This is a genomic window from Tenacibaculum sp. E3R01 (genome assembly GCF_003318185.1).
Taxonomy (GTDB): Bacteria; Bacteroidota; Bacteroidia; order Flavobacteriales; family Flavobacteriaceae; genus Polaribacter; species Polaribacter halocynthiae.
The window spans coordinates 145,146-168,827 of sequence record NZ_QOCC01000014.1 but is presented as its reverse complement, the minus strand read 5'-3'; the positions used below and the strand labels follow the sequence as shown (position 1 = coordinate 168,827).

Genomic DNA, 23,682 nt, shown 5'->3' with positions numbered 1-23,682 from the left:
TATGAAAAATAAAGTAAGTGTAATTTTATGGTTATTGGCTTTATTTATAGGTTGTAACGTGCTCGTAGCTCAAGAATATAAATATGATGTAAACGTTTTTGGAAAAACAATTGGTACTGTTATAGCTAACAGAACTATAAAAGGAACTAAGATAGAATATTCAACAAATTCATTATCAATAATTCGTTTTTTTGGAAAAAAAGAAATAAGTACTATAATGAAAACATTATATGAAAATAATGTTTTAAAAAAGAGTTTTTATGAAGTGAAAAAGAATGGAAAAATACGAGAGAAATCAACACTAGAATATTTAAATAGTACATATAATATTATTACTGACGGAGAAAAAACAAAACATACAAAACCAATACATTTAAGTACTATTATGTTAACGTATTATAAACCAAAAGACAAAGAAAAAGTATTTGAAGAGGTTGGAGGTTTTTATAAAAAAATAAAAAAAATAAAGGTTAATGAGTTTGAGTTAATAAATCCTAGAAGTAGGCATATAGATACTTACATTTATAATGATGAAGGTATTATGGAAAAATGTATTGTTAGAAAAACATTATTTAATTTTGAAATGATATTAAAGTCAAAGAATAAGCAAAAACTAGTAGGTAAATTATAAATAACTTAAAAAAGCCCATAATTTACGCTCTTCTAAATAATATAAATTAGTTTCATTACAGTAAGCTTCTCGTTCAAAACTTAAGTTTTTATATGCTAAGTGTTTGTTTTTGTATATAATTAACTTAATTAACCATTCAATAGCGTAAAATAAAAAAAAGAAAATAATAAGTAATTCTTGTTGTTGTTTTAAATGAATTTTTTCATGATTTACAAGCTCGTAATTATATCTTAAGTCCTTCCTTTTTAAAAATATAAAAGGGTATAAAGTTAGACCAATAAAGCCTTTAGGTATTATATGTTTTGATATAAAAATCATGGTTGTATTACAACATTTCTTGAGTTTGTAAAAATAATGAATTTTATAATATAGTATAAGAATCTCAAATCATCTATGAAGTTGTTTTTTCAAGAAATGAAGTTACTATAGGATTTCTGTTATTTTTATTCCATATAATAGATAAAGTAGTGCGTTGTGAAATATTGGTAAGTTCAATAAATTTTACACCCATAGCATATCCATGTTGAAGAGATTTAGGAACAATAGATAAGCCAAAGTTATTTTCAACTAATTTATATATTGAGGCAGCATGTATGGTATTATGAGAAATAATTGGAGTAAAATCACTATCATCAAATATTTGCATTACCTTTTCATAATAAGAGGGGCTATAAGAGGGATCAAATAATATAAAAGATTCGTCTTTTAATTGATTTAAATTTTTAAAAGTATCTGAATTAATTGGATGGTTTTTAGGTAATACTAAGCAGAAAGATTCTTTTAAAATAGGTTTAATAACTAAGCCTCTAGGTACACGATCTAATCTTACAAAGCCAACATCAATATCTTGAGATAATAAGCTATCAATTTGTTTATCATTATCCATTTCTTTTAGTCCAAATTGAACATTAGGATGTTCTTTTTTAAAGCGAATTAACAAATTAGGAATAATCTCTTGCATAGCCGAACCTACATATCCAAATTTTAATTGACCATGTTTACCTTCTTGTAATAGCTTAGCATAGTTTAAAATATAATCAAGGTTTTTTAGGTTCCTAGTTAATTCAGTTTTTAAATACATACCAACAGGGGTTAATTGTACTTTTCTATTGTGCCTAACAAACAGTTGTATGTCTAAATCTTCTTCCATTTGTTTAATTTGTCTGCTTAATCCTGGTTGAGATATAAAAAGGCGTTCGGCAGCTTTCCTAAAGTGTAAATCTTCAGCTACAGCTAAGAAGTAACGAAAATGTCTTAATTCTATTTGATAACTCATGGTTATTATTTAATGATAAAGATGATATTGTTGGTTATCAAAAATAAAAATAACTTTGTAAAAAATGAAATAAAAGACATGTTTAAATACGGAATAGATCAGTTAACGGTAAATAAAGTAATTGCAATTGCCGAAGGAACTTTAAAAGCAGGTATAACAGCAGAAGCTAAGAGCAAAGTAGATGTATGTAGGAAGAAGGTAGATACAATGGCAAATTCTGATGCAGCTATCTATGGTATAAATACAGGTTTTGGACCATTATGTGATGTGCAAATTACACCTCAAGAAACGAGTAAGTTACAAGAAAATTTACTAATTACACATGCTGTTGGAGTAGGGAATCCAATTGATAAAAAGCTATCTAAGATAATGATGATTTGTAAAGTACAAGCATTATGTCAAGGATTCTCTGGAGTACGTATAGAAATGATTGAACGTATCGTTTATTTTATTGAAAATGATTTATTACCAGTTGTTCCTGAGCAAGGTTCAGTTGGAGCTTCAGGAGATTTAGCTCCATTATCACATCTTTTTTTACCACTATTAGGTGAAGGTGAATTTTGGGTTGAAGATACAATACAACCAGCTAAAGGAGTATTAGCTAAAAATAATTTGGAGCCTTTAGTATTAGAAGCTAAAGAAGGTTTAGGTTTAATAAATGGAACACAATTTATTTTAGCACACGCTATTTTAGGTTTAAAAAAGATGGAATACCTTTTAGATTTAGCTGATGTAGCTGGAGCTATGAGTTTAGAAGGGTATTCAGGTAATGTATCACCATTTAAAGAAGAGTTACATCAAATTCGACCATTTAAAGGAAATTTAAAAGTTGCTGAACGTATGCGAATGTTATTAAAAGATTCTCAAAACGTAGAAGATACAAGTTTTCCTAGAGTACAAGACCCATATTCAATCCGTTGTATGCCTCAGGTTCATGGGGCTTCTAGAAATGCATATTTTCATTTAAATGATTTGGCAGAAATAGAGATGAATTCGGTTACAGATAACCCTATAGTTTTAAGTGAAACGGAGGCGATATCTGGAGGGAATTTTCATGGGCAACCTTTAGCAATGGCATTAGATTATGCTTCAATTGCAGCATCTGAATTAGGAAATATAGCAGATAGACGATGTTATCTACTTTTAGAAGGAAAGTATGGATTACCAAGATTACTTACCGAAGCCGGTGGATTAAATTCAGGTTTTATGATTCCTCAATATACTACAGCAGCTTTAGTAACTGAAAATAAATCATTGTGTTTCCCTCCATCAGCTGATAGTGTTCCAACCTCATTAGGACAAGAAGATCATGTTTCTATGGGGAGTATTTCTGGACGTAAATTCAATCAAATTCTAGGAAACATTGATAAAATATTTGCAATTGAGTTTATGTATGCTGCACAAGCTATGGACTTTAGAAGACCGAATACTTTTTCACCTATCATAGAAGATAATTTTAAGTTAATTAGAAGTGAAGTAGCAAAGTTAGAAGATGATAGAGTATTGAAAGATGATATTAATGCATTAATAAATATGGTTAAAAATCAAAAGTTTAAAGTAGCTTAAAAAAGACATTATGATGACATTTAAAGAACAAATAAAACAAGGAATTCCTAGTGAATTACCAGAAATGCCAATTTATGATTCGTCAATAAATAGAGCACCAAAGCGTAAAGATATTTTAACTGCTGAAGAAAAAAAATTAGCGCTAAAAAATGCATTACGTTATTTTGATAAAAAACATCACGAAGTATTATTACCAGAATTTAAGGAAGAGTTAGAGAAATATGGTCGTATTTATATGTATCGTTTTCGTCCAACATACAAAATGCATGCTCGTGATATTAAAGAGTATCCAGGGAAATCTACTCAGGCAAAGTCAATCATGTTAATGATTCAGAATAATTTGGATTATGCAGTAGCTCAACATCCACATGAATTAATTACTTATGGTGGTAACGGTGCAGTATTTTCTAATTGGGCACAATACCTATTAACAATGAAATATTTATCGGAAATGACCGATAAACAAACGTTAACTATGTATTCTGGTCACCCTATGGGATTATTTCCCTCTCATAAAGATGCACCTAGAGTAGTTGTTACCAATGGTATGATGATATCGAATTATTCACAACCAGATGATTGGGAAAAGTTTAATGCGTTAGGAGTTACACAATATGGACAAATGACTGCTGGAAGTTATATGTATATTGGTCCTCAGGGTATTGTTCATGGAACAACTATTACTGTATTAAATGGTTTTCGTAAAATAAAAAAAGAACCTAAAGGGAATTTATTTGTAACTGCTGGGTTAGGTGGTATGAGTGGAGCGCAACCTAAAGCAGGAAATATAGCTGGTTGTATTACAGTTTGTGCTGAGGTAAATCCTAAAATTACTCAAGTACGTTTAGATCAAGGGTGGATTGATGAAAAAATTACTGATTTAGATCAATTGGTTTCAAGAGTTCGTTTAGCTAAAGAAAATAAAGAAGTTATTTCAATAGCATATTTAGGTAATATTGTTGAAGTATGGGAAAAATTTGACGAAGAAAATATCCATATTGATTTAGGTTCTGATCAAACATCATTGCATAATCCTTGGGCTGGAGGATATTATCCAGTAGATATTTCATTTGAAGATGCAAATGAAATGATGGCAAATAAACCTGAAGAGTTTAAAGATAAAGTTCAGTCAACTTTACGTCGTCATGCAGCTGCTATAAATAAGCATACAGAAAAAGGTACTTACTTTTTTGACTATGGAAATGCTTTTTTATTGGAAGCAAGTAGAGCAGGAGCTGATGTTATGAGTTCTAATCCAACAATTGGTCGTGAGTTTAAGTATCCTAGTTATGTACAAGACATTATGGGGCCTATGTGTTTTGATTATGGATTTGGTCCATTCCGTTGGGTATGTACATCAGGAAAGCCAGAAGATTTAGCAAAAACAGACGCTATTGCTTGTAAAGTTTTAGAAAAGATAAAGAAAAAGTCGCCTATTGAAATTCAACAACAAATGGCTGATAATATTCAGTGGATTAAAGGAGCGCAAGAAAATAAATTAGTAGTAGGTTCGCAAGCACGTATTTTATATGCTGATGCAGAAGGAAGAATGAAAATAGCAGAAGCCTTTAATAAAGCTATTAAAAAAGGAAAAATAGGGCCAGTTGTATTGGGGCGTGATCATCATGATGTATCAGGTACTGATTCTCCGTACCGAGAAACTTCAAATATTTATGATGGGTCTCGTTTTACAGCTGATATGGCAATACAGAATGTAATTGGAGATAGTTTTAGAGGAGCTACTTGGGTATCAATCCACAATGGAGGTGGTGTTGGCTGGGGTGAAGTAATAAATGGAGGTTTTGGCATGCTTCTTGATGGTTCTAAGGAAGCATCACGTCGTTTACAATCTATGCTTTTTTGGGATGTAAATAATGGAATAGCAAGAAGGAGTTGGGCAAGAAATGATGAAGCTATTTTTGCAATTAAAAGAGCTATGGAAGTTGAGAAAAAATTACAAGTAACGCTTCCAAATATAGTAGATGACGCACTGTTTGAAAATGTGTAACAGTTTCAAGAATTAGAGTTTCAAGTTAAGCAATTTTAACTAATGAATGCTATAATGCTTGAAACTCTAAATTCTATAAAAAATGAAACTATCTAAATTACTATTCTTACCTATCATAGCTTTACTAGCTGTTTCTTGTGTCTCAGTAAGAGTTACTACAGATTACGATACCAAAGTAGATTTTTCTAAATACAAAACATTTGCTTTTTATAAAAAAGGTATTGATAAAGCGCCAATTTCTGATCTTGATAAAAAACGTATAATGCGTGCTATTGAAGCTGAATTAATAGCGAAAGGAATGAAGAAATCATCTTCACCAGATGTTCTAGTTAGTTTATTTACAAAATCAAGAGAACGAATTAATGTAAATGATAATCGTTTTGGAGGATTTTGGTATCCATGGTATTATGGACCAAGTCTAATGAGGGTATCACAACACACCGAAGGAACTTTATTTATAGATTTATTAGACGCGGGTAAGAAAGAGTTGGTTTGGCAGGGTATTGGTACTGGAGCTTTAAGTGTAAGTAACGTAGAGCGAAAAGAAGCTCGAATTAAAGAATTTGTAAAAGAAATAATGGCTAAATATCCACCAGGAAGCCAAAATAAATAATTTTTTTTAGGGGATGAAAGAGGAGTTTTGAAATGTTTCAAACTCCTCTTTTTAATTTTAAATTAATAGTTAACCTCTAATGAGTACATACTTAATACTTGTAAGTAATCCATTGTTTTTTTACACTTTATAGAATTTGGTTCAAAAATCATTGCGTAATAATTAATTCCTCCAGTATAAGGGTCACAGCAAGGAATACATCTCCAAATAGTGTTACAGGTATCATTTGCTAATTTTTGCATTTGTTGGGTATATGTATTCATTTTATCACTTCCACATATAAATGAATAATAACCATTACATCCATTTGGTAAATCGATGTAAGTTTGTTGCATCATATTATTTTGTGCAAAAGCAAAGGTTTCATTACCATCATTAACAATCAATTCATTGTAATGTTTTTCGTCATTGATTTCAAATGAAGCAATAGACGTTTTATCATCTTTAATAGTTATAATGTTTCCTTGTTTTTTTCTTGTAGCAATAGCTATTATTGCAATAACAACATCTGATTTAGATGCGTAATAACTTTCATAAGGCTCTTTTGATTTTTCAGTAAGCTTATTAAAGTTATCAATACCTATTAGCTTAATAGCTTCTTCTTTGTTAACCTTCTCTAACTTATTATTGTTTGCATCGTAGCTTTTTGCTAATACAGGAAATCCGTTTTCTTTCCATGTATCATAATTTTTTAATGCTGAAACTGGTATTCCAAAATGAAGTTTTGGTAATTGTTTTAAAATAGTTGTGTAATTAATATTGTCTTCAGGATAAAGAGAACTATAAGTATTAATAAATACCTCCTTTAACGATGATTTAGGTAAAACATCATCTTTTATCGTTTCTGCTCTGAAGATGATATCATCTTCAATTACCAATTTGGCATTCATTATAAAATGATCTTCAAAAACATTGTTACTTTTAAGTATAACATGATCTTCAGTAACAAAAGCTTGTATTTTTTTCCAGGCCTCTTCGTTTTGAACAACTTTATTAAAAGTGGCAGAAACCTTTCTTATAAGAGGGATATTTTCCGATCGTTGTTGAACAGTTAATGTTTCTTTTTTTTCGTTATCCAAAACATCAGAGTCTGTTGTTTGGCATCCCATTATTAACATACAGTAAATAATAGGTAATAGAAATAATTTTTTCATAATAGTATATTTTATTTGCTACGAATATTCCATTTTTAAATAAAATCTAAAGGATATTGTTTCCGTATGAATAAAAATTTTTTCCGAAAAGAGCTTTTTTTTTGTAACAAAATAGCTTTTAAAGCTTCTAACATAGAAACTAAATAAAATCAACTAAATCAGATAATTATGAGATTAGTTATAAAAAACTTAACTAAAACCTATAAAAACGGGGTAAAAGCTATTGATAATTTAAATTTAGAGATAGGAACAGGGATGTTTGGTCTTTTAGGGCCTAATGGAGCTGGGAAATCATCATTAATGAGAACAATAGCAACACTGCAGAGTCCAGATTCTGGAAGTATTTCTTTTGATGGAATTAATGTGTTAGAAAATCAAATGACATTTAGAAAAATGTTAGGGTACTTACCACAGTCTTTTGGAGTATATCCTAAAATGTCAGCTGAAGATTTGTTAGATTATTTTGCAACGTTAAAAGGAATTAGTTCAAAATCTGATAGACAAAAAATTGTTAAAGAGGTTTTAGAAATAACTAATTTATATGAGGTAAGGAAAAAATACGTAGCAGGATATTCAGGAGGAATGAAGCAACGATTTGGAATTGCTCAATTATTATTAAACAATCCTAAGTTAATTATTGTTGATGAGCCTACAGCAGGTTTAGATCCAGCAGAACGTCATCGTTTTTTGAATGTTTTACGTGAAGTAGGAACCAATTCAACCGTAATTTTTTCTACACATATTGTTGAAGATGTAAAAGAGTTGTGTAATGAAATGGCCATCTTAAATGGTGGGCGTATTTTAAAACATACTACTCCAATAGAATCAACAAAAGAAATAGAAGGGAAAATTTGGACTAAGATTATTGATAGAGATGATTTAGAAAAGCATGAAGCTACTTTTAATGTTTTATCATCAAATTATAATCAAGATAATACGTTGAATATACGTGTGTTTGCCGATGATAAACCATCGGAGAAATTTGTTTCAGTATCACCACAATTAGATGATGTGTATTTTATTGCATTAAAGCAAGACGAACCAGTTACTGCCTAAGTGCTATTTAATTAATAAAAAAATAAAATATATGTTTTCTACAATATTTAAACACGAAATAAATTACTGGTTTAAAAAACCAGCATTTTATATTTATCTAGCTATATTTTTCATTATAGCTACATTTTTTGCTGCAGCAAACGCAGGAATTTTTGATAGTATAACAGTAACTACAGGAGGAAATAAAATTGTAAATTCTCCAATTGGTGTTTACGGTATGTTTGCTGGTACTGCTCAATTAATATTTTTCTTGTTTCCTTCTATAATTGGAGTTACAATTTTTAGGGATTATAAAAGTGAAATGCATTCAATTTTATATTCGTATCCATTTACAAAGGCAAGCTATTTATTTGCTAAGTTTTTAAGTGGTTTGTTAATTGTTTCTTTAATTGTTTTAGTTATTGGATTAGGGGTCGTTATAGGGTTTCGATTACCAGGAACAAATCCTGAAATAGTAAATGCATTTAATTTTGGAGCCTATTTACATTCGTATTTAGTATATGTCATTCCAAATTCCTTATTATTTGGAGCTATTGTTTTTGCAGTTGTAACTTTTACTAGAAATATAGCAGCTGGTTTTATTACTATTATAGTGTTAATGTTTGTTCAAGGGTTAATGCAGAGTCTTTTGTCTGAAGAAGGAAACAGGCTTTTAGCAGGTTTAATTGATCCTTATGGAGATGCTGCTTTGAATTATTATACACGTTATTGGACCTTAGCAGAACAAAACGAAGCGGCTTTACCATTTAAAGGAATTGTTATTTATAATAGATTGATTTGGTTAGGTGTTGCTACATTAATATTTGCTACGGTTTATAAGAAATTTTCATTTAGTCAAAATGCTGTAACGTTGTCTCTTTTCAGAAAAGAAAAAGGAGATAGGGTAACAAAGAAGAACTTTGGAAGTGTAACAAGAGTTCAATTACCAGAAGTGAATTATAATTTTTCATTTACCCAAAACTTAAAAAACACGTGGAAGTTATCTAATATAGATTTTAAATATATAGTTAAGGCATTACCTTTTATAGCAATTGTTTTAGTAGGTTTAATTTTAACCATAATCACCTTATCTGAAACAGGGTTAATATTTGGAACTAAAACATTGCCTGTAACTTGGAAAATGTTACAAAGTGGTATAGGTGCATTTACATTGTCAATAAACATTATAACATTTTTATATGCAGGAATGTTGGTGCATAGAGGTAAAATGGCAAAAACAAATCATTTAATTGATGTAACACCAACTCCTAACTGGGTTTTGTGGTTGTCTAAATTAATAGCATTGTTAAAGGTTCAGTTAGTTTTGTTAGCAGTTGTTATGTTTGCTGGAATTATTTACCAAACATATAAAGGGTTTTATAATTATGAGCTTACTCACTATATATATGAGTTGTTTGTTTTACAGTTTATACATTTTGCAGTTTGGGCATTGTTAGCATTGTTTATTCAAACTTTGGTAGGAAATCCATATGTTGGGTTATTTATTTTAATTGTAATTAATTTTGGACTTCCTTTTTTAACCTTTGCAGGTATAGAGCAATCAATTTTCAAATACAATCAAGGACCTAGTTTTAGATATTCAGATATGAATGGTTATGGTTCTTCATTAAGAAGATATTTAACATATAAAGGATATTGGACATTAGGAGGACTTGTATTATTAGTATTAACTAGCTTGTTTTGGGTTCGTGGATTACCACATTCTTTTAAAGAAAGATTAACAATTTTTAAAAGCCGTTTAACAGTTAAAACTATAACTGTATTGGGAGTGTTTTTAATAGCATTCTTTACCTTAGGGGGAAGGATTTATTATGAAAACAATATAAAAAATGAAAGAACTTCTAGAAAAGAGCGTGAACAACTACGAGTAAAGTGGGAAAAAGATTATAAAAAATATCAAGGAAAAGCACAACCAAGAATTGTAGCTGTAAATATTGATATGAATATTTTCCCAAAAACATATGATTTTAAATCATCTGGAACTTATAAAATGATTAATAAAACAAACGAGGTAATAGATAGCTTGTTTTTAAATCATAATAATTATCCAAGTACATTTGAATTTAATAAATCAACAACTTTGGTGTTAGAGGATACTATTCAAAATTTTGATATTTATAAATTAAAGACACCATTACAACCAGGAGACAGTTTAGAACTTAATTTTACAGTTAAAAATAAACCAAATAATTTTTTCAGAAAGAATTCACCAGTTCGTAGAAATGGTACTTTTATGAATAGTGGAATTTATCCTTCATTTGGATATTCTGACGGAGGAGAATTAACGGATAATAAAACTAGAAAGAAATATGGATTGGCTAAAAATGATTTAAAACCACATCCATCTGATAGTACTGCTTTAGGGAATACCTATATTTCTGGAGATAGTGATTGGATTGATTTTGAAGCTACTGTTAGTACAGATGAAGATCAAATAGCTATTGCTCCTGGGTATTTACAAAAAGAATGGGTAAAAGATGGACGTAAGTATTTTCATTATAAAATGGATAGTAAAATATTGAATTTCTATGCTTTTAACTCTGCAAAATATGAAATTAAGAAAGATAGATGGAATGATGTAAATCTTGAAATATATTATCAAAAAGGACATGAGTATAATTTAGATAGAATGATGAAAGGAATTAAAGCATCTTTAGATTATAATTCAAAAAACTTTAGTCCTTATCAACATAAGCAAGTCCGTATTATTGAGTTTCCAAAAACAGGAGGAACTTTTGCGCAGTCTTTTCCAAATACAATACCTTTTTCAGAATCTATTGGTTTTATTGCTGATGTAGATAAAAAAGATGAAGGTGTAGATTACCCATTTGCTGTAACAGTGCATGAATTAGCACACCAATGGTGGGCACATCAAGTTATTGGTGCTGATGTTTTAGGAGCAACCATGTTATCAGAAAGTTTATCTGAGTATGTTGCATTAAAAGTTTTAGAACATAAAGCTGGAAAAACTGAAATGCGTAAATTTTTAAAGAAATCATTAGACGGGTATTTAACGCAAAGAACTATGGAGCGAAAGCGTGAAAAACCATTAATGTATAATGATGGGCAAGGATATATTCGTTATCAAAAAGGATCGTTAATATTTTATGCGTTGAGTGATTATATTGGTGAAGAGAAACTGAATGGAGCGTTAAAAGAGTATGTAGAGAAAGTAAAGTTTCAAGATGCTCCATATACTACTTCTATAGAAATGGTTGATTATATACAAAAAGTTGTACCTGATAGCTTACAGTACACTATTAAAGATATGTTTGAAACTGTTACATTATATAGAAATAGAGTAGTGGATGTTTCTTCTAAAAAACTAGAGAATGGTAAGTATCAAGTTGATATTGAATTTAATGTTAGTAAATATAGAAATAATGACAAAGGGAAGCGTTATTATGGAGAACAAGTAGGTGATACTATTTCATATAAAACAGAAAAAATGAAAAAGCCTATTTTATCTGTTCCTTTAAAAGATTATATTGATATAGGTGTTTTCGGAGAAGAAACAGTTGACGGAAACAAAAAAGAAATAGAACTTTATTTAAAGAAACATAAGATTACGAAGGTTAATAATAAAATTTCTATTATAGTTGATAAAAAACCTGTTGAAGTAGGTGTTGATCCATACAATAAATTAATTGATACAAAATCTGACGATAACCGAAGGAAGTTGTAAGTTTTAATTGATTTAGTAAAAAGTTTTAGCAAGTGATGATTTTAAATTGTCACTTGTTTTTTTATTATCAATTTGCTACCCATTCTTTTAAATCGTTAATGTCGTTGAAAATTAGATTAACGGATAAATCAACAGAGTCAATTTCTATTTTTGAGTACTTATCTGGCATTAATGCTGTAAACGCGCCTTTTGTTGGATGATTGAAATTATAATGTATTCCGCTTAAAAGGGTATCGTAAGCTACATATTCAAAAGATAATTTTTTAAGAGTAAAATCAGTAATCATAATATTATTTTTTAAGTTTCTTATTGTAAAATTAAAAAAGGAAGATGGTTGTTATGTAGGAGATTAGATGGATTCCCTTAAAGTATAGATGAATGAAAATTAAAATAGATTAAATGTTGATTTTTAATTGTTTAGTGGTGTTTAAAAAAGGTTATAAAATACTTTACAACCTTTTTTATTGTTAGTTTACATGAATCTTTTTGTTGATAGACCCGTTTTTAGAGGTTATTTTTATAAGGTAGATTCCAGAAGTTATTTTTGGTATACCAATAATTATTTTACCATTAGATTTGAATTTTTTTTCAATTATTTTTTTGCCAAGTATAGTATATAGACTTAAAGAAGCTTTATCAGACTGTAATCCAGTTATTGTTATTTCGTTTTTAGAAGATTGGTAAGTACTTACATTTTCTAATATTTGGTTATTATTACTAGAACTTAATTTCTGAGAAGTAGTATGAATGTAAAATTGTCCAATACCATCGACATTATTTTTAAGGGTACTAGTATAATTTTCTTTAGATAAGTTAGTAAAAGTATTATGAATTCTATCTTCTAAATATACTTGAATATTAGAAGGTAAGTTAATAGACTTGGCAGAAAATTCTATTGTTTTTCCTGCATCAAATTTTAAACCAATAGGAACAATTATCGTTTCTAAATTATTAATAGGTAAGGATTGAATAGCAAAATTTTTGCCTTTATTATTGCTAACTAATTGAGAATAGATTGCAAAACTTGAAGAAATACCATTAAACATTGTACCGTCATAACCATTATCAAAACCAGTAGTTGCTTCATTTAAATAGAACAATTTGGTTGACTTAGTATTTTTGTTTTCTGTTACTGTTACATTAATTTCTGTTTTTGTATTTCGTTGGAAGGTATCAGATTGATGACTTTGATTAGTTTTACTAAAGGTAATATTGGTATTATGATTAGCACTAACAAAAAAACCTTGAGTAGGTGATATTTGAAAGCTACCATCTATACCGCCCATTTTTAAATCATAACTATTAGTTGCTTGATTCCATAGCCAAATTGTTTCCTCAGATAAAGCAGTTGAATTATCAGTAAAGAAAGTACTAAGATTAATGTAAGATGTAAATGGATTTCCTATTAAATTAAAATTATTGGTAGCTTGGGTAATAGGATAAGTAATGGTACCTGTATTTATTTCACCAGTAAATTTTAAATCGCTAGGAACATTTAATTTAACAGAATACCCTTTTCCAGAAGTAATTACTCCAGTTGAGTTGTTTGATAGATAGTTCCAGGCTGATCCATCATTTTTATATGGAGCAATGCCGATATTTTTATTTGGACCAGTAGCAAAATCATTATAAGCAATTAAGTTTTCAATAGTTTCTGATTTTAATGGAGAAGCGACTAAATACCAATTATTAGTAGCTAAACTTCTTCTATAAGTTATGTCTCCATTTAAGTGTGCATTCGCAATTAATGAAGCCCCAGAAGCTAAGGTTACTTTTTTTATAGATGTAAAAGAGTTAACTGTAGGCTGATTTGTAGTTTTTAAAATTAAAACTTCATCAGAAGTTGATGGAATTTTATCTGTACTCCAGTTTGAAGAAGTATTCCAGTTTGAATCAACAGCACCTTTCCACGTTATTGTAGAAAAAGGTAAATCTGTGGTGTTATATTTACCGGGTGTAGCCTTTTGCGGATTGGAGGTAATTAATGAATGTTTTACAAAGTTGCCAGTTAAATCATCATTTCTGCCAATGGATTGATCTGCATTTGCTTCACTTCCGTAGGTATATGTTGTAATTATTACACCGTTGTTGTTTTTTAAAGTTACTGTATCTCCAGTATTATTTAAACTAATACGTCCTGTTGAAGCAACTAATGATATTCCAAAAATATTAGTAGGAGCACCTCCACCAAAAACAACTACAGATCCACCAGCTGGTATTGTTATATTTCCAAAAGTATGTCTAATAGAGCTATTGTCAGAAATGGTGTAGTCTGTAAGAATGTGAGAGGTAATGTCAGTGTTAACTAATTCAATAAACTCGTCTTGTGAAGTACTAATTGTACCATCTCCATTTGCATCAATTCCAGTTGGATCAGCTAAAATTTCATTAATAATAATTTTAGGTAAATCATCATCTATTATAGCTAAAGTATGAGTGCTAATATTTATATCGGCAACTCCACTAGTAATAGTTAATTTTAAAATGATTGTTTCATTGTCCATATCAAGGTCATTATTAATATCTAAAGAGATGTTTTTAGTTCCGTTAGAAGTAAAAATTAATGAAGATGTATTTAATGAATAGTCTGTTGCTTCTGCCGTGCTATTACCGTCAATTGTAATATTAATTGTAGCGTTGGATGTATAATTGGAAAATGAGAGAGGTATTTGTTTATTGAAAGTGATGTTTGTTTCATTAATAGAACTAGTACTGGTTTTAAAACTTACAGTAGGATTAGTTGATGGAGTTTTGCCTTCAACTAATATGTCATCGATCCATAATAAACCAGCTCTAGACTTAGTGTATTGAAAATAAATCCCAAAATAGTTTTTTATAATATAATCATTGTTAGTAACACTTCCTTTAAGATCTAAAGAATCAAATCCTCCGTTTTCGTCAATAAATAATTTCCATAAACCATTTGTGCTTCGTGTAACTTTAATACCTTTAATTTCATTAGCATCCCAATCAATAGCGGTAGTAATTATAGATGTATCTACTGTTCCGTTTGTTACTTTCCATAAGGTTAAAATGTCGGAAGTACCGGTTAAGTTAACCCCAATAGCATAACCATCAACGGTACTAGAGTTTAAGTTAGATTCACTAGCAGTTAAATAAATCCAAAACTTATTGGAGCCAGAAGGATCCCAATTCCCGTTTTTTAAGTTGAATTGCCAAGTTATATCTTGTGTAGTTAGATCTAAACTGGAAATACTTTTACTGATATAACTTTTTCCAGCTGTATTTGATAGATTATGTTTTAATGAATGAGAACCATTAATTGGAGAGGTTGTAGAACTTGTCCAGTGACCATTTGTTCCTTGAGTCCAACCTGTAATGGCACCATTGTCAAAATTATCATTAATTTGTTGACTATAGGTTGAAGTGATTAAAAAATAGGGCAATAGAAGAACTATCGCATAAGCGAGGCAATTTTTTCTTTTCATAATTTTTCTTTTTCAGATTATAAACTTAGAAAAAAAATAATTAGCAGAAAAATATTATTTAATAAAAGTTGTGTTTAGTATGTTGATTTATAGGTGGTAATCCGATATTTTGTTTTGGTGTAAGATAATTTTATTATACAAAACAGATTCAAAAAAAGGATACATAAAAAAGCCTCAAGAAATTTCTTGAGGCTTTTATTTTACTTTTAATTAATAGGTTTAAAATTAAAACCCTGGTGCTTCAGGACTTTGTGCTTGCGCTTTTTTAGGGTTTAATAACATATAGGTTCCTAAGGCTGTTAGGGCTGTATATTTACCATAATTTCCTATTTTTTTAAGAGCTTCTTTACGAGTTATATCGGTGTCGTTATTTTTAACTTGTTTTTTCATGGTCATACTTTTTAATTATTGAACTATAATTTTCTTACTTAACTTTCCTAATTCAGTTGATAACTCTACTACATATACTCCTGATGCAATTTCAGGAAGGGAAATAGTTGAAACACCATTAGTTCTGAATTTTTTAGTAGTAATTTTTTTACCAAGTATAGAGTAAACAGTTAAAGAAGCTTTTTCTGATTGTAATCCAGCTACTGTTAATTCATTTTTAGAAGACTTGTATATACTTACGTTTTCTAATAATTGATTAGTATCACTAGTACCTAACTTTTGAGAAGTTGTGTGAATATAAAATTGACCTATACCTTCAGCATCACTTTTAAGGGTAATAGTGTAGTTTTCTTTAGATAAATTAGTAAAAACATTGTTTGTTCTATCTTCTAAATACATGTCAATACCGCTAGGTAAATTAGTACCTTTAGCAGAGATTTCTATCGATTTTCCAGCTTTAGCTTTTAAACCAATAGGAACAACTATGTTTTCATAATCTTTATTTGGTAAAGCTTGAATAGCAAAATCAATACCTTTACTATCACTAACTAAATGAGTAAATGTTTTAAAGGTAGCGTTTGTACCTGTAAAAGTACCAACATCTGATCCTGGATCTAAACCTTTAGTTTTGTTTTCTATGTATCTAATTTTTGTTGAAGATGTGTTTTTATCTTCAGTTACATTTAAAATTATCTCAGGATAACTTACAGAGTTACCTTTTAAAAATACATTACCAGTTTGATGTGTTTCCATAGCTTCCGTAAAGCTTACAGAAGTTCCACCTGCATCAGGAGCATGAACAAAAAATGCTTGTCCTGGTGCAATATAAAAAGCAGCATCATCAACAGTTTTTTCTACATAAGCTGAACCGTTCCATAAGTATAAACCAGCTCTTGAAGGATCAAGGTTACCAGCATCAATGTTTACTTTCAAAAAGTTATTAGTAGCATCAGCTGCATTACTAGCATGTAATGATGCAGTAAATGGGTTACCTACTAAATTCCATCTGTTTCCTGCTGGATTATCACCACCATCCGTAATTAGGAAAGTTTTGTCAGTAGTATTTAGAGTACCTGAAAAATTTAAGGTACCACCTGTACTTTTTTGTATTGAATACCCCTTACCAACAGTAAATGTTCCTGCACTTGCAATATCATTTGATCCAGCTGCTGTAGTGTAGTGATTCCAACGAGAAGCGCTTACAACATTATTTACATAAGGAGCAATAGCATATTTGTTACCACTAGTACTTACATTTCCTGAAAAATCATTAATGTTTTTACCAGAAATTGGAGAAGCAACTAAATGCCAATTGGTAGATAAATATCGGTGATAATCAACATTGCTAATTCCCGTATGGTTTCCTTTAACAATTAAAGAACCATTGTTAGAAGCGTTAGATAATATGTTTAATGTACCATTTTGGTTAAGGTTTCCTTCAACTGTAATAGATTGACCGCTTAATATATTAAAAGATCCACCGATACTTATACTTAAATCGTTTATGGTAACATTACTAACATCTAAATTAATAGTATTTGTGCCTACATTAACATTATCAGTACTAATAGGTAGCCTACCTAATGACCAGTTACTTGGTACAGACCAATTTCCGCTAGCAACAGCATATGCATTTGTTTGATTTGATTCTGATGTAAAGTTCAAAGAAGTAGCATCAGAAATACCAGCATAATTATTATTAGCTGCATCTTTAAAAGCTGTATTAGCTATTTGAATATAATACCCAGTATTTAAATCAAAATCAGAACTAGGATTAATTGTGGCAGTATTCGTACTTACAGTAACAGAAGCAGTTGTAACGTCTATCGTTTCAACAGTACTATTGTCTAATGATTTTTTGATAAGTATGTTACCAGTACCTTTGCTAATGTTTTCATTAAATGTTAATACTATATTTTGCGAAATAACAACTCCAGTAGCATCATCTGCTGGATTAGAGGATGTTAAATTAGGAGTAACTCCATCAATAACAATTGCTTTATTAGCACCTAATGAGTTAGCAGCACCAGGAGTAGCTAATGTTAAAGAAGCATTATTCCCAGAAGCATCTTGAATACTTGTACCGGCAGTTAATGAATTTGTAGCTACATAATCTAAATCAGCACTTACATCACCAGCTTGAACAGTATATGTAAATTGTAAAGTATTGGTTCCACTACCAGTTCCATCATAGTTTACAGTTCTATCGGTAGTTCCAGTTTCTAAAGTTATTTGAGGTGTTCCAGTAACAGTAACAACTTCTGAGAAAGTAACAGTAACTATAATATTATCTCCAGCTTTATAAGTTCCATTAGCTGTTGAAGAACTTACACTCGTTACAGTAGGAACAACTCCATCAATAACTAATGCTTTATTAGCACCTAAAGAATTTGCAGCTCCAGGGCTAGGTAAAGTTAAGGTAGCATCTTTACTACCAGAATCTTGAATACTAGTACCAGCAGTTAATGAATTTGTAGCAACATAATCTAAATCAGCACTTAAATCCCCAGCTTGAACAGTATACGTAAACTGTATCGTATTTGTTCCACTACCAGTTCCGTTGTAATTTACAGTTCTATCTGTAGTTCCAGTTTCTAAGGTTATTTGAGGAGTACCAGTAACAGTAACTATTTCAGAGAAAGTAACGGTAACTATTACATTATCGCCAACTTTATAGGTACCATTGGCAGTTGAAGAACTTATACTTGTAACAGTTGGTGCTACTGCATTTGAAATTACTGTAGTTGTATTGTTAGTATCTGTATCTGTATTATCATTTATAACTACAGTAAAAGTAGTTGTTTCAGATGTACTTGTTCTATTATCAGTAGGATTAAAAGATAAAGCTCTAAGTTTTGCTTGCAAGTCAGCAGGTGAAGTACTAGCAATAGCATAAGGACCAGTACCAGTTAATCCAGTTCCAGATAAAACACCTTTAGCATTAGTATCTAAAGTAATAGTAGCTGAAAGATTATCTCCGTCTGCATCTGTAGTTGTTATAGCAGAAAAAGGAGATACTGTAGCATTATCATTTACCGTTTGACCTGCAGACGTACCTGCTATTACTGGAGCTGTGTTTCCTCCTGTTATAGTAAAAGATGTTCCAACAGGCGCTTGTACATTATCATTGTGATATTCCCAATTAGTTAAATTCATAATTGCAGCTAAAACAGTAGCTTTATCACCTGTTCTTAAAGCTGTTGATTTGTATCTTGCGTTATCAACTTCACTTTGAGAACCCCCGATAGGGAATATACCGACTGCATCTGTTCCGTTTGTCAATCCACTAGGTAAATATGAGTGTGAAGAACTTGTTGAAAGACTCCATGCATTCCCTGAAGAGCCCGATACACCTCCATTTGCATTAATACCTGTAATAAAATCGTTAGGACCAGGTGAACCAGTAGATTGATATATAAAAAGTTGATCACCTGCAGACCCCAGCATATTACCAACGTTAGGGTGAATAGTACCAATGCTTGTAATGGTTGCAGTCCCTGAACCTGTTGTCGTAAAACCTAGAGATGTTGCAGATATTGATATTTCTTCTCCAGCTACAAATGAAGAAGTTGCAGTAAATTGAATTGATGATTCATTTGCTAATAAATTAGTACTATTCCATGCTTCATCAGTTATTACAAATTGAGTCGTATTTGTGATAGGTACTAAAAGGACAAATGAAAATGATTCATCATCCATATTAATTCGAGTAAAGGCAATATCTCCTTCAGTTAAAACTGTTGCTTGAGAGAATGCATTTATGTTGATAAAAAATAAAGCTAGATACAGCATTATTTTCAAAGGTTTTGAAAAATAATTTTGTTTCATTTTATAGTTGTATTTTGGTTATTGAGCTAATATAGTGATTTTTAACATTAAAAATAAGAGGAAAATTAATAGTATTATTAACCTTCCTCTTTTTACCCTTAATCTTAAGGATTTAATTTCTAGAAGGAAAAACTCCTTGTAAAGCTATGATATAGTTTGTAGTTAGGTATGGTTGCATATTATTAAAGGGTTGTTGCCCTCCAGTAGGAAGAACTTGAACTGTTCCAGTAATTGTTGCAGTACCATTTGCTAAGTTAGCATCAGATGTAGCATTACTATATGCTCTGTTTGTTCCTGCAATGTTTGGAATAGCAGGTTTGTTATTTGTTGGTTCATCAGTATTAGCTTCATCAGCTACAGCTGGTGTAGTTGAAACTCCTGATGTTTGTGTAAAAGTAGCATTATGACTATGATTTGGTAAGTTTGTTAAATTTAAGGTAACAATTTCTTGACCACTTCTTGATCCTAATCTACGATCAGATAATCCTGGTCCACGACCTGAACTAATTGCAGCTCTACCACGTAAATCTGGTAATGCAAATGTTGTTCTTCCATCTCCTCCATAAATTGTTCCTAAAATAGAAAATAAAGCAGAGTTTTGTGCTATGGGTAATAATTGACCTTCACATAAAGCCCAACCTCTTGGAGCAAAATTTCCTCCGAATAATACGATTTGTCCTAAAAATGGATCCATAATAATAAAATTTAGTAGTTAATATTTAATTTAAAATTGTTAATACCATACAGAGACAAATTATAATAGGTTGTCCTGCTAATCATAATCCATACAAAAAGGTATAGATTTTAAGAGTCTTATTTAAAGTGAGTTATTTAGTTTTCTTATCTCAAATGTAGGAATAGACTTTTCTAATTTTTGCAAATAAGACCTAAGTGATATTTATTGAGGCGTAAGTGTATTATTTTTTGGAATATGTGTGATTTCATGTTTTTTGCTTTAAGTAAAGGAAGAAATTTTCAAAGCAAATTTTTATTTTTTGTGAAGTTTGAGCTCTTTTTTGTGAAGTTGTATAACATTAAACTATTTCTGTGTTATTATAAGGAATTAAGAAAGTATTTAATTTATAAAAATATCTTATATTTATTGAGGTTTAAGCTCCATGTTATTGAATAACAATTAATAAAAGAGTTGAATGATATTAATAAAAAGGGAAAGGCGTATTAGTTTTTTCTCCAGAAAAAAGGAGTTAATAATATTAAAACTGTAAAAAGTTCTAAACGACCAATAAGCATTAAAAATGAACAGAACCATTTTGCACCAACTGATAAATGAGAAAAATTATCAACAGGGCTAACAGAGCCAATAGCAGGCCCTATGTTCCCCAAAGAAGAAGCACAAGCACCTAAGGCAGATTTAATATCTAAGCCTAAAAATGCTAGAATAACTGTTCCTAGAATAAAAATTAGCATGTATAAAACAAAGAAAGATAGAATGTTGAATACAATGGTCTGACTAACTGCTTTACCATCATAACGAACAGGTATAATGGCATTTGGGTGTAATGATTTTTTAAATTCTAAAAAGCTACTTTTAAGTAGAATAATATGACGTACTATTTTTACACCACCAGAAGTTGATCCTGCTGATCCTCCTAAGAAAAATAACGAAAAGAATATTGCCGTAATAAAGAAGTTCCACATGGTAAAATCGGCAGTTACAAAACCTGTAGTTGTAATTACTGAAATAACAGAGAAAAATGAATGGCGAAAAGCACTTTCTACTTTTCCAAATACCATTGGGTGTTCAATACTAGTATTTAAATTATGATCTTGAAAAAAGATGATAGTTACTGCAATAATTGTTGAAATACCTATTACACTAAATAAATAATATTTGAATTCTTCGTTTTGTAAAACTTTTTGAATTTTTCCTTTTAAGGCAAAATAAGTAAGTACAAAGTTAGTACCAGCTATAAACATAAATATAGCTATAATGTATTGTATTATAGGCATGTTATTATAATAAGCTACACTAGAGTTCTTTGTTGAAAAACCTCCAGTACTTACAGTAGCCATGGCATGATTGATAGCATCAAACCAAGTCATACCAGCAACTTTTAATAATATAAATTCAACAAATGTTAAAAGAACATAAATTAACCACAAGCGTTTAGCTGTATCAGTTATTCTAGGGTGTAATTTATCAGCAGAAGGACCAGGAGCTTCAGCCATAAATAATTGCATTCCTCCTATACCCAATAGCGGAAGAATAGCTATGGTAAGTACTATAATTCCCATACCACCAATCCAATGTGTTGCACTTCGCCAAAAAAGAATTCCTTTTGGCATAGATTCAATGTCTGTTAATATGGAAGATCCAGTTGTTGAATACCCAGAAATAGTTTCAAAAAAAGCATCAGGAATTGACGAAATAGCACCAGATAATAAGTAAGGAAGCATTCCAGTACATGACAATGTTAACCATCCTAAAGTAACAATTAGATATCCTTCTTTTTTTTGAATTTTTTTTGAATTAGGCTTGTTAAAGAAAAAAAGTAAAAGCCCAATTGCAACGGTTATTATTCCTGCATTTAAAATTCCTAAAACAGCATTTTCATTATGGTATAAGCTAAAAGGGATGGCAAGCCACATAAACAAGCCATTTAAAACAGCAGTTATACCTAAAAAACGATAAATAAGTTTAAAGTTAAGATTTTCCATTAGTTGAATAAATCTTCTACAATTGATATTGCTTCTGGTAAACAAAACACAATAGCTTTGTCACCACTTTTTAGTTGAAAATCACCAAAAGACATTAACGCTTTTCCATCTCTAATTACACCTCCAATAATGGCTTCTCTAGGGAAACGTAGCTCTTTTACTACTTTTCTTGTAACTCTTGCATTTGGTTGAACTTCAAATTCAAAAACTTCCGCATCAATATTATGTAAATTAGCTAATGCTAAAATTTCACCTTTACGGATATGGCGAAAAATATTACTAGCCGCAATTAATTTTTTATTAATTAGTGTGTCAATACCAATAGTTTGAGAAATATTGATATAATCCATATTTTCAACTAAAGCCACTGTCTTTTTTACTCCTTTTGATTTAGCTACTAAACAAGACATGATATTTGTTTCAGAATCACCAGTAACAGCAACAAAAGCATCCATTTCTCGAATGTTTTCTTCTTCAAGGAGTTCTAAATCTCTTCCATCTCCATTAATAACAAGTGTGTTTCTAAGATTTTCAGCTAATTGTAAAGCTTTTTCTTTTTTACGCTCAATTAATTTTACTTTAAAATTATCAATACATAAATTCCTTGCTGTTTTTTCTCCAATACTACTACCACCAAGAATCATTACATTATTAATATCAACATGTTCTTTTCCTATAATAGGATGTAACTTTTCAATACTATAGCTGGGTACAGAAAAATAAACTTGATCATTCATTTTATATACAGTATCACCACGAGGAATAATAGTTTGTGCTATTCCTTCTCTTTTTATGGCAATAGTAATAAAATCAACTAGGCAATATTTCTCTTTAACTTCTTTAACTGTTAAATCTAAAATAGGAGACTTATAACCTAAAGTTGTTCCCATGATATTGAAAACACCATTTTCAAAAGCTACTGTGTCATTAAAAGAAGATTGATTTAAAAGAAGTTTAATTTCTTTAGCAGCCAACTCCTCAGGAGAAATCATAAAGTCTACACCATAATCTTTAAAGTTGATAACATCATTATTTAAAAATTCTGGGTTGTTTATTCTAGCAATAGTTTTTTTAACGCCTAAGGCTTTACCAATAACAGAGATTGTAAAATTTGTATTTTGACTTTCAGTTACAGCTAATAAAAGATCTGCAGAGTTAATACCAATCTCTTTCAGTAATTTAATAGAAGTAGCATCACCTTTTTTGGTAATAACATCTAAATGATTATTGATGTAATTAAGTTTGTCTCCGTCAAAATCGATTACATAAGTATCTTGAGACTCATAAGAAAGTAATTTAGCCAAATGAAAACCTACGTCTCCAGCCCCGGCTATGATAATCTTCATA

16 protein-coding genes are annotated in these 23,682 nt (G+C 30.2%); 6 read left to right on the top strand and 10 right to left on the bottom strand.

Translation table 11 applies throughout. The features are described from left to right. Window position 1: 1 nt before the first annotated feature. Window positions 2-631: a DUF6134 family protein gene (locus DS884_RS03575; RefSeq protein WP_113785812.1), complete on the top strand. Its 630-nt coding sequence runs from the start codon at window positions 2-4 to the stop codon at window positions 629-631. On the opposite strand, the gene DS884_RS03570 is transcribed toward DS884_RS03575, so the two are convergent. Both DS884_RS03570 and DS884_RS03565 read right to left on the bottom strand, forming a co-directional pair. Continuing rightward, on the bottom strand, window positions 626-949 hold the full coding sequence (locus DS884_RS03570; RefSeq protein WP_093870596.1) for a hypothetical protein: 324 nt from the start codon (window positions 947-949) through the stop codon (window positions 626-628). The two genes, DS884_RS03575 and DS884_RS03570, sit on opposite strands and share 6 nt — an antisense overlap. Window positions 950-1,022: 73 nt before the next feature. After that, window positions 1,023-1,907 (bottom strand): LysR family transcriptional regulator, encoded by an 885-nt coding sequence (locus tag DS884_RS03565; protein WP_093870597.1) that lies wholly within the window; start codon window positions 1,905-1,907, stop codon window positions 1,023-1,025. A gap of 78 nt (window positions 1,908-1,985) precedes the next feature. Between DS884_RS03565 and hutH the strand changes: the two genes are divergently transcribed. The 3 genes from hutH (at window position 1,986) to DS884_RS03550 (ending at window position 6,094) form a co-directional block, all read left to right on the top strand. After that, window positions 1,986-3,473, top strand: a complete 1,488-nt coding sequence (hutH, locus tag DS884_RS03560) for a histidine ammonia-lyase (protein WP_093872010.1) — start codon at window positions 1,986-1,988, stop codon at window positions 3,471-3,473. 13 nt (window positions 3,474-3,486) lie between these two features. Then, a complete protein-coding gene (locus tag DS884_RS03555; RefSeq protein WP_113785811.1) occupies window positions 3,487-5,481 on the top strand; it encodes a urocanate hydratase in 1,995 nt (664 codons plus the stop codon). An 82-nt stretch (window positions 5,482-5,563) separates the two neighbouring features. Next, on the top strand, window positions 5,564-6,094 hold the full coding sequence (locus DS884_RS03550) for a DUF4136 domain-containing protein (RefSeq protein WP_113785810.1): 531 nt from the start codon (window positions 5,564-5,566) through the stop codon (window positions 6,092-6,094). 62 nt (window positions 6,095-6,156) lie between these two features. Here the strand turns inward: DS884_RS03550 and DS884_RS03545 are convergent, their stop codons facing one another. After that, on the bottom strand, window positions 6,157-7,248 hold the full coding sequence (locus DS884_RS03545) for a hypothetical protein (RefSeq protein WP_147239365.1): 1,092 nt from the start codon (window positions 7,246-7,248) through the stop codon (window positions 6,157-6,159). 168 nt (window positions 7,249-7,416) lie between these two features. On the opposite strand from DS884_RS03545, the gene DS884_RS03540 reads away from it, so the two are divergent. After that, window positions 7,417-8,304, top strand: a complete 888-nt coding sequence (locus DS884_RS03540; RefSeq protein WP_113785808.1) for an ABC transporter ATP-binding protein — start codon at window positions 7,417-7,419, stop codon at window positions 8,302-8,304. Window positions 8,305-8,335: 31 nt separating this feature from the next. After that, window positions 8,336-11,989, top strand: a complete 3,654-nt coding sequence (locus tag DS884_RS03535; protein ID WP_113785807.1) for an ABC transporter permease/M1 family aminopeptidase — start codon at window positions 8,336-8,338, stop codon at window positions 11,987-11,989. Between the two features lie 67 nt (window positions 11,990-12,056). On the opposite strand, the gene DS884_RS03530 is transcribed toward DS884_RS03535, so the two are convergent. From DS884_RS03530 to trkA, 7 genes are all read right to left on the bottom strand, one after another. After that, a complete protein-coding gene (locus DS884_RS03530; RefSeq protein ID WP_093870603.1) occupies window positions 12,057-12,275 on the bottom strand; it encodes a hypothetical protein in 219 nt (72 codons plus the stop codon). A gap of 181 nt (window positions 12,276-12,456) precedes the next feature. Further along, window positions 12,457-15,438: a lamin tail domain-containing protein gene (locus DS884_RS03525; protein ID WP_113785806.1), complete on the bottom strand. Its 2,982-nt coding sequence runs from the start codon at window positions 15,436-15,438 to the stop codon at window positions 12,457-12,459. A 225-nt stretch (window positions 15,439-15,663) separates the two neighbouring features. Then, window positions 15,664-15,828 carry a hypothetical protein gene (locus DS884_RS18550; protein WP_199488180.1) on the bottom strand — a complete coding sequence of 55 codons (165 nt, stop codon included), beginning with the start codon at window positions 15,826-15,828 and terminating at the stop codon, window positions 15,664-15,666. 15 nt (window positions 15,829-15,843) lie between these two features. Beyond that, on the bottom strand, window positions 15,844-19,656 hold the full coding sequence (locus DS884_RS03520) for an Ig-like domain-containing protein (protein ID WP_113785805.1): 3,813 nt from the start codon (window positions 19,654-19,656) through the stop codon (window positions 15,844-15,846). A 112-nt stretch (window positions 19,657-19,768) separates the two neighbouring features. Beyond that, on the bottom strand, window positions 19,769-20,350 hold the full coding sequence (locus DS884_RS03515) for a phage tail protein (RefSeq protein WP_113785804.1): 582 nt from the start codon (window positions 20,348-20,350) through the stop codon (window positions 19,769-19,771). 485 nt (window positions 20,351-20,835) lie between these two features. Continuing rightward, window positions 20,836-22,335: a TrkH family potassium uptake protein gene (locus DS884_RS03510; protein ID WP_093870607.1), complete on the bottom strand. Its 1,500-nt coding sequence runs from the start codon at window positions 22,333-22,335 to the stop codon at window positions 20,836-20,838. Further along, window positions 22,335-23,681 carry a Trk system potassium transporter TrkA gene (trkA, locus tag DS884_RS03505; RefSeq protein ID WP_093870608.1) on the bottom strand — a complete coding sequence of 449 codons (1,347 nt, stop codon included), beginning with the start codon at window positions 23,679-23,681 and terminating at the stop codon, window positions 22,335-22,337. Before trkA ends, DS884_RS03510 begins: the two co-directional genes overlap by 1 nt. Between the last annotated feature and the right edge of the window lies 1 nt (window position 23,682).

What these genes read in the sequence shown, in the direction of transcription:
- DS884_RS03575 (WP_113785812.1), top strand. Translation starts at nt 2, where the DNA reads ATGAAAAATAAAGTAAGTGTAATTTTATGGTTATTGGCTTTATTTATA.
- DS884_RS03570 (WP_093870596.1), bottom strand. Translation starts at nt 949, where the DNA reads ATGATTTTTATATCAAAACATATAATACCTAAAGGCTTTATTGGTCTA.
- DS884_RS03565 (WP_093870597.1), bottom strand. Translation starts at nt 1,907, where the DNA reads ATGAGTTATCAAATAGAATTAAGACATTTTCGTTACTTCTTAGCTGTA.
- hutH (WP_093872010.1), top strand. Translation starts at nt 1,986, where the DNA reads ATGTTTAAATACGGAATAGATCAGTTAACGGTAAATAAAGTAATTGCA.
- DS884_RS03555 (WP_113785811.1), top strand. Translation starts at nt 3,487, where the DNA reads ATGACATTTAAAGAACAAATAAAACAAGGAATTCCTAGTGAATTACCA.
- DS884_RS03550 (WP_113785810.1), top strand. Translation starts at nt 5,564, where the DNA reads ATGAAACTATCTAAATTACTATTCTTACCTATCATAGCTTTACTAGCT.
- DS884_RS03545 (WP_147239365.1), bottom strand. Translation starts at nt 7,248, where the DNA reads ATGAAAAAATTATTTCTATTACCTATTATTTACTGTATGTTAATAATG.
- DS884_RS03540 (WP_113785808.1), top strand. Translation starts at nt 7,417, where the DNA reads ATGAGATTAGTTATAAAAAACTTAACTAAAACCTATAAAAACGGGGTA.
- DS884_RS03535 (WP_113785807.1), top strand. Translation starts at nt 8,336, where the DNA reads ATGTTTTCTACAATATTTAAACACGAAATAAATTACTGGTTTAAAAAA.
- DS884_RS03530 (WP_093870603.1), bottom strand. Translation starts at nt 12,275, where the DNA reads ATGATTACTGATTTTACTCTTAAAAAATTATCTTTTGAATATGTAGCT.
- DS884_RS03525 (WP_113785806.1), bottom strand. Translation starts at nt 15,438, where the DNA reads ATGAAAAGAAAAAATTGCCTCGCTTATGCGATAGTTCTTCTATTGCCC.
- DS884_RS18550 (WP_199488180.1), bottom strand. Translation starts at nt 15,828, where the DNA reads ATGAAAAAACAAGTTAAAAATAACGACACCGATATAACTCGTAAAGAA.
- DS884_RS03520 (WP_113785805.1), bottom strand. Translation starts at nt 19,656, where the DNA reads ATGAAACAAAATTATTTTTCAAAACCTTTGAAAATAATGCTGTATCTA.
- DS884_RS03515 (WP_113785804.1), bottom strand. Translation starts at nt 20,350, where the DNA reads ATGGATCCATTTTTAGGACAAATCGTATTATTCGGAGGAAATTTTGCT.
- DS884_RS03510 (WP_093870607.1), bottom strand. Translation starts at nt 22,335, where the DNA reads ATGGAAAATCTTAACTTTAAACTTATTTATCGTTTTTTAGGTATAACT.
- trkA (WP_093870608.1), bottom strand. Translation starts at nt 23,681, where the DNA reads ATGAAGATTATCATAGCCGGGGCTGGAGACGTAGGTTTTCATTTGGCT.